General features: G+C 60.0%; 5 protein-coding genes. 4 read left to right on the plus strand and 1 reads right to left on the minus strand.

Annotated elements, in window-relative coordinates; genetic code table 11:
* Both K8W16_RS03875 and speB read left to right on the plus strand, forming a co-directional pair.
* Window positions 1-2,982 (plus strand): efflux RND transporter permease subunit (locus K8W16_RS03875; protein WP_304121302.1); only part of this gene is annotated, 2,982 nt, incomplete at its 5' end.
* 164 nt (window positions 2,983-3,146) lie between these two features.
* Window positions 3,147-4,022 (plus strand): agmatinase, encoded by an 876-nt coding sequence (gene speB, locus K8W16_RS03880; RefSeq protein WP_304121304.1) that lies wholly within the window; start codon window positions 3,147-3,149, stop codon window positions 4,020-4,022.
* Between the two features lie 435 nt (window positions 4,023-4,457).
* On the opposite strand, the gene K8W16_RS03885 is transcribed toward speB, so the two are convergent.
* On the minus strand, window positions 4,458-4,895 hold the full coding sequence (locus K8W16_RS03885; RefSeq protein ID WP_304121306.1) for a MarR family winged helix-turn-helix transcriptional regulator: 438 nt from the start codon (window positions 4,893-4,895) through the stop codon (window positions 4,458-4,460).
* A gap of 342 nt (window positions 4,896-5,237) precedes the next feature.
* On the opposite strand from K8W16_RS03885, the gene nifJ reads away from it, so the two are divergent.
* Both nifJ and K8W16_RS03895 read left to right on the plus strand, forming a co-directional pair.
* A complete protein-coding gene (gene nifJ / locus K8W16_RS03890) occupies window positions 5,238-8,765 on the plus strand; it encodes a pyruvate:ferredoxin (flavodoxin) oxidoreductase (protein ID WP_304121308.1) in 3,528 nt (1,175 codons plus the stop codon).
* Between the two features lie 127 nt (window positions 8,766-8,892).
* Window positions 8,893-9,438, plus strand: a complete 546-nt coding sequence (locus K8W16_RS03895) for a ferritin family protein (protein ID WP_304121309.1) — start codon at window positions 8,893-8,895, stop codon at window positions 9,436-9,438.
* Window positions 9,439-9,561 lie beyond the last annotated feature (123 nt).

The following is a 9,561-nucleotide window of genomic DNA, read 5'->3' on the forward strand; positions in this document are numbered from 1 at the left end:
CCCGTCATCATCGTTTCCGCCACCCTGAGCGGCGCTTCACCGGAAACCATGGCCACCTCCGTGGCCAAGCCGCTGGAAAAGCAGATTTCCACCATTTCCAGCATCAAGAACATGACCTCCACCAACAAGCTCGGCCGCACTATGGTGCGCGTGGAGTTTGAGCTGGACCGGGATATCGACGGCGCGGCCCTCGACGTGCAATCGGCCATTTCCATAGCCTATTCCCGCATGCCGGAAACCATGACGCAGATGCCCCGCTTCATGAAGCTGGACCCGGACTCCCTGCCCGTCATACAAATAGCCCTCACCTCCAACACCCTCACCAGGCAGCAGCTCACCGACTACGCGGAAAACTACGTTTCCCAGCGCCTTTCCATGGTGGCGGGGGTCTCCAAGTCCGATGTACGCGGCGCGAAGCGCTACGCCGTGCGCGTAAACCTCCGGCCCGACCTCATGCAGGCCCGCGACGTAAGCGCCGAGGAAATACGCAACGGCATCGACGCGGCCAACGTCACCCTTCCCACCGGCAAGCTGGAAGGCACGGACCGCATCCGCAACATCAAAGACAACGGCTCCCTGATCAAGGCCGAGGACTTCGCCAAAATCGTGGTGGCATGGCGCAACGGCGCTCCCGTGCGCCTGAGCGACGTGGCCGACGTGGTGGAAGGCGTGGAGGAAACCAACCAGGCCAGCTTCATCAGCGGCGACCCGGGCGTCATCGTACAGGTAACGCGACAGCCCGGAGGCAATACCGTGCAGATCGTGAGCGATATCCTCGACCTGCTCGCCGATATCGAAAGCACTCTGCCCCCCTCCATCAACATGGACGTGGTGGAAGACACCTCCATCCCCATCAAGGAATCCGTGGAAGAGGTGGAATTCACCCTGCTTCTGACCATACTTCTGGTGGTGCTCGTCATCTACATCTTCCTGCGCGACGGCATGGCTACCATCATCCCGAGCCTCGCGCTGCCGCTTTCCGTAGTGGCGGCCTTCCCCCTCATGTTCTTCGCCGGATTCAGCCTCGACAACATGTCGCTCATGGCCCTCATCCTTGTGGTGGGCTTCGTGGTGGATGACGCAATCGTCATGCTGGAAAACATCATACGGCATAGGGAAATGGGAAAATCCCCCCTGGCTGCCGCCATGGACGGCGCGGGGGAAATAGGCTTCACCATCCTTTCCATGACGGTTTCCCTGGGCACCGTGTTCATTCCCCTGCTCTTCCTGCCCGGCACAGCCGGCCGCATGTTCTTTGAGTTCGCGGCCGTCATCATCATCGCCATTTCCATTTCCTTCTTCATCTCCATCAGCCTCACGCCCATGATGAGCGCAATCTTCCTCACGGATCAGTCGGTGCACCTCAAACATTCCGGCATCAAGGCCGCCATGGAGAAAGTCTTTCTGGGCCTGCTCTCACTGTATTCGCGCAGCCTCTATTGCGTCATGCGGCACAAGTTCCTCACCTTCCTCGGCTCCATGGCCCTCATCGCGGCCACCTGGTGGCTTTCCACCCTGGTGCCCACAGGCTATTTTCCTGCTATCGACGGCGGCCGCATCCGCGTTTTTGCCAAGGCCGAGGAATCCATTTCCTTCGAGGCCCTGACGAAAGCCGTACAGGAACTGCACCCCATCATCCTGGCCGATCCGGCCGTGCGCAGCTTCACCACAACCATAGGCGGCGGCACCCGGGCCGACACCAACACCGCCAACATCATGGTGCGCCTGAAGCCCATCTCCGAACGCGAAAACATCAACGTCGTCATCGAACGCCTCAGAAAGGCGCTCGGCAACAACCCCACCCTCATGGTTTCTCTGAGAAACGCCAACATGCAGGGCGCGGGCGGAAACAGCACCGGCATCTACAACTACACCCTCGTGGGCAGCAACACTGCGGAACTGTATGACGCCGCCCGCTCAGTGGAAGAAGCCCTGCACCATGTAAAAAGCGTGCGCGACGTGGGCTCCGACCTTCAGCTCATGAATCCTTCCATCCGCCTCATCGTGGACAGGGACAAGGCCACCATGCTGGGCGTGACGCTCTCGCAGATCGAAAACTCGCTCTATTCCGCCTTCGGCACCCGCGAAATCTCCACCATCTATACGGACGTGAGCGACTACACCGTGAAGATGGAAGTGCTGCGCGAACTTCAGGACAGCGCCAGTATTCTGGACGGCATCTACCTGCGCTCCAGCAAGGGCAAGCTCGTACCCCTGGAAACGCTGGTCACGCGGCAGTTCGAAGCAGGCCCCCTTTCCGTGAACCACAGGGGCCAGTTCCCGGCCGTGAGCGTATCCTTCAACGTGGCTGCTGGCTACGCCATGGGCGAAGCCATGGCCGACGTGGAAAGAGTGGCCGGGGAACTTCTGCCCGCATCCGTGTCCGGCAGCCTCACCGGTACCGCGCAGGATTTCCAGGATTCCGTGCGCGACATGATACTCATCATCATCGTAGCGCTCATCCTCATCTACATCGTGCTCGGCATCCTGTATGAAAGTTTCATACACCCCATCACCATCCTCTCCGGCCTGCCTTCCGCAGGCTTCGGCGCGTTGTTCTGCCTGTGGCTCTTCGATTCCGAGCTGAACATGACGGCTTTCGTGGGCATCATCATGCTCATCGGCATCGTGAAGAAGAACGCCATCATGGTGCTGGACTTTGCCCTTGCCGCAGAGCGCAGCGGAAGCATGAGCACGGAAGATTCCATCGTGCAGGGCTGCCTCATCCGCTTCCGCCCCATCCTCATGACCACGCTCGCGGCCATTATGGGCGCGCTGCCCCTGGCCTTCGGCATCGGTGCGACAGGTGCGGAAGCCCGGCAGCCCATAGGCATCTGCGTGGCCGGGGGCCTGGTCTTCTCGCAGCTCGTCACGCTCTACATTACCCCGGTATACTATGTGTACCTCGACAACTTCGGCAAATGGGTAAGCCGCCACATGCGCCGCATATTCCGCAAGAGCCTTGCCGAACCGCAAGAGTAATGCTCCGCATCGGCGTACCTGCGCCGAGTCCGGCAAATGTGACTGCATATTCTCCGCCCGTGCATGAAGGGCGGACGAAAATACCTCGCCCCCCAAAAAACACCCGCATCCGCAGCGGCACATGCCCTGCCCGCGCAACGCAAAACACAGGCTCAGGAGTTTCCATGCTGAAAGAATATGAAAACCGCTTCCTTTCCTCGGAAGTACCTGCCCGCCCGGCAAACGAGGCGCGCTTTCACGTCATCCCCGTGCCCTATGAAGCCACGGTAAGCTATGCGGGCGGCACAGAACGCGGCCCGGAAGCCATTCTGGAAGCCTCCGACCAGCTGGAACTTTATGACGGCACAAGCTTCCCCGGGGAAGAGGGCATCTTCACTCATTGCCCCGTGGATTGTTCCGGCGCCCCGGAACATGTCATGAACAGGGTGCGTCTCGCCGTGCTCGCAGCCCTGGACATGGGCGCCGTACCAGTGGTGCTCGGCGGGGAACATTCCCTCACCTATGGGGAAATGGTCGCACTGAAGGAACGCTTCGGCTCTTTCGGCGTGGTGCAGTTCGACGCCCACGCCGACCTCAGGGACAGCTATGAAGGAAGCCGCTGGAGCCACGCCTCCGTCATGCGCCGCGCGGTCGCGGATCTGGAACTGCCCCTCGTACAGCTCGGCAACCGTATTTTCTGCCGGGAAGAGCTGGAAGCCAGAAAAAAACACGGCGTCGTCGCCTGGGACGCCCCCCAGCTCTGCCGGGACGGCCTGCCGGAAAAACTTCTGCCCGACGACTTTCCGGAAAACATCTTCATCACTTTCGACGTGGACGGGCTCGATCCTTCCATCATGCCGGAGACCGGCACTCCCGTACCCGGCGGCCTCAGCTGGTACCAGGCGCTGGACCTTGCAGCCAAGGCCGTGGAGGGGCGCAATCTGCTGGGCTTCGACATTGTGGAACTCGCCCCGAGGGAGGGCCATATCGTTTCGGACTTCACCGCCGCAAGTCTGACCTATGCCCTCATGGGCATCGCGCAGCGTTCTGGAAAGCGCTGACCAAAAGGCGCAGAAGGAAGAATACCGGCCGTTCAATCTGAATATGTCGGGGGAAGTTACTCTCCCCCGGCCCCACGAATACGGGAGCTTCACGCCTTTCCCTCACACGCGAAGCTCCCTTTCGAAGCATATCCCGGCATACCGAAAAAAGCAGGGGCCGGACGGAGCATGCCGTTTTTTCCGTCTCTCTGCATGGCCGGGCTCAGTGAAGAAAAGACTCCGCCCCCCCTTATGAAGCAGCACCAAACGTGAGGCTTCCCCGGATGCCGTCGGCAGGATCACAGAAGTTCCGGCCTTTAAATATTCCGCCCGTGCACGACCCCGGCCCATAGAAAGCCAAATATCGTTCTTTCCAAAGCTGCGTCCCGAAGCAAAGGCGATGCTGCAACCGCAGGCGGCAGAGGAAAGAAGGCAGAGCTCCGCCGCTCCGGCTCTCTAAAGAAACCTCTCCAGATTGCCTTCCATTTCCGCGAGCACCTGCATGCACATCTCCCGACGCTCTGTCGAGATGGAGCTGAACAGCCTTTTTTCCATGGCGGTGTAGGCCCTGCGGAACTGTTCGAGTGCCTCATCTCCCGCCGGGGTAAGTCCCACAAGGTAGCTTCTCCCGTCGCCGGGATTGGGCTTTTTAAATACATAGCCCCCTTTTTCCAGGCTGTCGGTAGCCTTGGTGATGGACGATTTCGGTCGCTTCAGGGCTACCACCAGTTCCGTCACAGGCCGGGCCATGCCCGCCTGATGCAGATGTTCCAGCACCGCCCCATGGGAAGGGACCAGATCATCCACTCCCTGTTTGAGCAGTTCCATCTGAATGATGCGATGCGCCCGGACAAGAATACGGCTGAGCCGGTCGACGGAATCGCTGTAATCCATACTTCCCCCTTGCGCGGACATGACGCCCGCGAAGATTTTTGCCCGCATGCAGGCCCTCCCCGCCATCCTTGCCCTTTTCCAAGGTACTGGTAAATGATAATTTCCTTTTTTATTCCTCGCCCCGCCGCCCGGCCATCTTTACGGAGCATGAGTTTTTTGATATCGTAGGAGAGGAAAAACGGTTGATTGTTTACTCAAACAGTATTAGTTTCCTTCCGTGCGGCTGCAGGGCACGCAAAAGCGCCTGCCCATTCCTGTTGCGGCCGCTGCACCTGGCGCATTATCCGCGTTCCACGCGGGAATTTTTCCGCCGCATGGCGGGCATCCTATGAGGAGGACTTTATGGCTAAACACATGAAGACTATGGACGGCAATACCGCCGCCGCGCACGTTGCCTACGCCTTGAGCGACGTTGCCGCCATCTACCCCATTACGCCCTCGTCCGTCATGGGCGAACTGGCCGACGAGTGGTCCGCCAAGGGCCAGAAAAACCTTATGGGCCAGACGGTCGCCATCCGCGAAATGCAGTCTGAAGCCGGCGCCGCCGGCGCCGTGCACGGCTCTCTGGTTTCCGGTGCGCTGACCACCACCTTCACGGCCTCCCAGGGCCTTTTGCTCATGATCCCCAACATGTACAAGATCGCCGGTGAACTGCTTCCCGGCGTCTTCCATGTTTCCGCCCGTGCCCTGGCTTCCCACGCCCTGTCCATCTTCGGCGACCATCAGGACGTCATGGCTGCCCGCCAGACCGGCTTCGCCTTCCTCTGCTCCAACAACCCCCAGGAATCCATGGATCTCGCTCTGGTGGCTCATCTGTCCGCCATCGACTCCAGCGTTCCCTTCTGCCACTTCTTCGACGGCTTCCGCACCTCTCACGAAATCCGCAAGATCGAAGTCATCGACTACGAAGATATCCGCAAGGTGGTGAACTGGGACAAGGTGCAGGAGTTCCGCGACAACGCCATGAACCCCGAGCATCCGCATCAGCGCGGCACCGCCCAGAACCCCGATATCTACTTCCAGAACCGCGAAGCCTGCAATCCCTACTACAACGAAGTGCCCGCCATTGTGGTGGAAGCCATGAAGCGCGTGGCCTCCATCACCGGCCGCAACTACAAGCCCTTCGACTACTACGGTGATCCCGAAGCCGACCGCGTAGTCATCGCCATGGGTTCTTCCTGCGACGTGATGGAAGAAGTGGTGGATTACCTCAACGCTCAGGGCGAACGCGTCGGTATCGTCAAAGTCCGCCTGTACCGTCCCTTCAGCGCCCAGCACATGCTGAACGTGCTGCCCGCTACCGTGCAGACCGTGACCGTGCTCGACCGCACCAAGGAACCTGGTGCTCTCGGCGAACCCCTGTATGAAGACGTCTGCACCGCCTTTGTGGAGCACGGTGATCAGATCCGCGTCTTCCCCAAGATCCTCGCCGGCCGCTACGGCCTTGGCTCCAAGGAATTCACCCCCGCCATGGCCAAGGCCGTGTTCGACAACATGCTGGTCGCCTCTCCCAAGAACCACTTCACTGTGGGCATCAATGACGACGTGACCAACCTGTCCCTCGAAGTGGGCGCCGACATTGACACCGTGCCTGCCAACACCGTGCAGTGCAAGTTCTTCGGCCTCGGCTCCGACGGCACCGTGGGCGCCAACAAGGACGCCATCAAGATCATCGGTGACAACACCGACATGTACGCCCAGGGCTACTTCGCCTACGATTCCAAGAAGTCCGGCGGCTTCACTGTGTCCCACCTGCGTTTCGGCAAGTCCTACCTCAAGTCCTCCTATCTGGTGAACCGCGCCGACTTCGTCGCCTGCCACAAGGACTCCTATGTCCATATGTACGATGTGCTTGAAGGCATCAAGGAAGGCGGAACCTTCCTGCTGAACTCCAGCTGGTCCTCCGTGGAAGACATGGATCGTGAACTCCCCGGCCAGATGAAGCGCACCATCGCCAAGAAGCACCTCAAGTTCTACAACGTGGACGCCGGCAAGGTGGCCGCAGAAGTGGGCCTCGGCAACCGCATCAATATGGTCACGCAGACGGCCTTCTTCAAGCTCGCCAACGTGCTGCCCATCGACGAAGCCATCGGCTACATCAAGACCGCCATCAAGAAAACCTACGGCAAGAAGGGCGACAAGGTCGTCAACATGAACATCGCCGCCGTGGACAAGGCGCTTGAAGCCCTCACCGAAATCCACTATCCCGAATCCTGGATCGATGCCGTGGATACGCCTTCCATCTACCACGATGCAGATCCCTACATTGCCAACGTGGTTCGTCCCATCCTCGCTCAGAAGGGCGATACCCTGCCTGTGTCCGCCTTCGATCCCACCGGCATCGTGCCCCTCGGCACCACCGCCTGTGAAAAGCGCGGCGTGGCCGTGGCCGTTCCCGAATGGGATTCCACCAAGTGCATCCAGTGCACCCGCTGCTCCATGGCCTGCCCCCATGCCGCCATCCGTCCCGTGCTCGCCACGGAAGAAGAACTGGAAGGCGCGCCTGAAAGCTTCGTCACCATCGACGCCATGGGCAAGGAACTCAAGGGCCTCAAGTTCCGCATGCAGGTCTACGCCCAGGACTGCCTCGGCTGCGGTTCCTGCGCCAACGTCTGCCCTGCCAAGGAAAAGGCTCTGGTCATGAAGCCCCTGGAAACTCAGCTGGATGCCCAGGTCGCCAACCTCAAGTTCGCCGAAGAAAACATCTCCATCAAGGACGATCTGGTGGATCGCGGCACCCTCAAGGGTTCCCAGCTCTGCCAGCCCCTCCTGGAATTCTCCGGCGCCTGCGCAGGCTGCGGCGAAACTCCCTATGTCAAGCTGCTCACCCAGCTCTTCGGCGAACGTATGGTCATCGCCAACGCCACGGGCTGCACCTCCATCTGGGGCGGCTCCGCTCCCACCACGCCGTACTGCCAGAACAAGGACGGCCACGGCCCGGCCTGGGGCAACTCCCTGTTTGAAGATGCAGCCGAATACGGCCTCGGCATGCACGACGCCTACAAGCAGCGCCGCGAAGGCTTGGCCCTCGTCTGCCGTGAAGCTCTGGAACTGCCCGGCGTCAGCGATGCGCTGAAGGCCGCCCTGCAGGGCTGGCTCGACAACATGAACGACGCCAAGCTCTCCCGTGAATACGGCGAAGCCATTCTCGACGAACTCACCGATGTGGACAACAGCGAAGTTCTCGAAAAGCTCTGGACCATGCAGGATCTGTTCACCAAGAAGTCCTTCTGGGTGTTCGGCGGCGACGGCTGGGGCTACGATATCGGCTACGGCGGCCTTGACCATGTCATCGCTTCCGGCGCGGATATCAACGTCTTCGTGGTCGACACCGAAGTGTACTCCAACACCGGCGGCCAGGCCTCCAAGGCCACCCCGCTCGGCTCCATCGCCAAGTTCGCTGCTGCCGGCAAGCCCGTGCGCAAGAAGGATCTCGGCCGCATGGCCATGACCTACGGTTATGTATACGTCGCCAGTGTGAGCATGGGCGCCGACATGAACCAGGTGCTCAAGGCCTTCAAGGAAGCCGAAGCCTATCATGGTCCTTCGCTCATCATCGCCTATGCTCCCTGCATCAACCAGGGCATCCGCAAGGGCATGGGCCGCAGCCTCGAAGAAGCCAAGCTCGCCGTTCAGACCGGCTACTGGCCTCTGTACCGCTACAACCCCACCCTCAAGGAAGAAGGCAAGAATCCCTTCGTTCTTGACTACAAGAAGGCTCCTGACGGCACCCTGGAAGAATTCCTCCTCGGCGAAAACCGCTACGCCCAGCTGGAAAAGGCCAAGCCCGAACTGGCCAAAAAGCTGCGTGCCACCATGGCTCAGCAGTACCAGGAACGCTTTGACGAGCTGACCGAACTGTCCAAGTAACATCATAAATGAGGGGGCGGGAGATTTTCCGCCCCCTTTCCCGATTTGCCGCAGCCCGGCCGATGCAGGCCGATGGTATGCATCGCCACAGGGCATCATGTCCCTTTTCCCACCAGGAGAATTACCCATGAAAAAGTTTGTCTGCCCCGTTTGCGGGTATACTGTTGAAGCGGAAAGCCTTCCCGAAGGTTTCGTCTGCCCCCAGTGCAAGGCCCCCGGCTCTAAGTTCCGCGTGGAAGAAGGCAACGCCGGCTTCGTAACGGAACACCATGTTGGCGACGGTAAGGTGGAAGACGCCGATATCATGGAAGAACTGCGCGCCAACTTCACCGGTGAATGCACGGAGGTCGGCATGTACCTCGCCATGAGCCGCCAGGCCGAACGCGAAGGCTACCCCGAAATCGCCGATGCCTTCAAGCGCTATGCCTTTGAAGAAGCCGAACATGCCGCCAAGTTCGCCGAACTGCTCGGCGAAGTGCTCGTGCCCTGCACCAAGACCAACGTGAAGATGCGTGCCGAAGCCGAAGCCGGCGCCTGCGCCGGTAAGATGGAAACCGCCCGCAAGGCCAAGGCCAAGGGCTACGACGCCATCCACGACACTGTGCACGAAATGGCCAAAGACGAAGCCCGCCACGGCGCCGGTTTCGCTGGCCTTCTGAAGCGTTACTTCTAACCACTTTCCCCTTTTCTGTGCAGGAACCCTTTCCGCACAGGGAAGGGGAAAACATTCAAGTTTCACTTGAAAAAGTTACCTCAACGGTATCTTTTTTCGGTTAAACGAAAAGGCCGGAACGCA

Origin of the sequence: Mailhella massiliensis (assembly GCF_020741395.1) — a bacterium.
Lineage (GTDB): Bacteria > Desulfobacterota > Desulfovibrionia > Desulfovibrionales > Desulfovibrionaceae > Mailhella > Mailhella massiliensis_A.

Excerpts from the sequence above, each read along its gene's own strand:
- nifJ (WP_304121308.1), top strand. The coding sequence starts at position 5,238 with ATGGCTAAACACATGAAGACTATGGACGGCAATACCGCCGCCGCGCAC.
- K8W16_RS03885 (WP_304121306.1), bottom strand. The coding sequence starts at position 4,895 with ATGGATTACAGCGATTCCGTCGACCGGCTCAGCCGTATTCTTGTCCGG.
- speB (WP_304121304.1), top strand. The coding sequence starts at position 3,147 with ATGCTGAAAGAATATGAAAACCGCTTCCTTTCCTCGGAAGTACCTGCC.
- K8W16_RS03895 (WP_304121309.1), top strand. The coding sequence starts at position 8,893 with ATGAAAAAGTTTGTCTGCCCCGTTTGCGGGTATACTGTTGAAGCGGAA.